Source organism: Methylobacterium nigriterrae (assembly GCF_037106235.1).
GTDB classification, from domain to species: Bacteria; Pseudomonadota; Alphaproteobacteria; order Rhizobiales; family Beijerinckiaceae; genus Methylobacterium; species Methylobacterium nigriterrae.
In genome coordinates, this window is the sequence record NZ_JBAWTG010000605.1 from 1 (window position 1) to 384 (window position 384).

General features: G+C 70.1%; 1 protein-coding gene. It reads left to right on the forward strand.

What is annotated here, in order from left to right; translation table 11 throughout:
• Positions 1-384: TCP-1/cpn60 chaperonin family protein (locus WDW90_RS38420; RefSeq protein WP_336492912.1), on the forward strand; the 384-nt coding region annotated here is incomplete at both ends.

Sequence of the window (384 nt, forward strand, 5' to 3'; positions counted from 1 at the left end):
GCGCTGCTGCGCGCCAAGAAGGCGGTCGCGGGCCTGTCGAGCGACAATGCCGACGTCGCGGCCGGCATCAAGATCGTCCTGAAGGCGCTCGAGGCCCCGATCCGCCAGATCGCCTCGAACGCGGGCGTCGAGGGCTCGATCGTCGTCGGTAAGATCTCCGACAACACGGGCTCGGAGACCTACGGCTTCAATGCCCAGAACGAGGAGTACGTCGACATGCTCCAGGCCGGCATCGTCGACCCGGCCAAGGTCGTGCGCACGGCTCTGCAGGGTGCGGCCTCGGTCGCCGGCCTCCTCGTCACCACCGAGGCGATGGTCGCCGACGCTCCGAAGAAGGACGCGCCTCCCCCGATGCCGGGCGGCGGCGGCATGGGCGGCATGGAC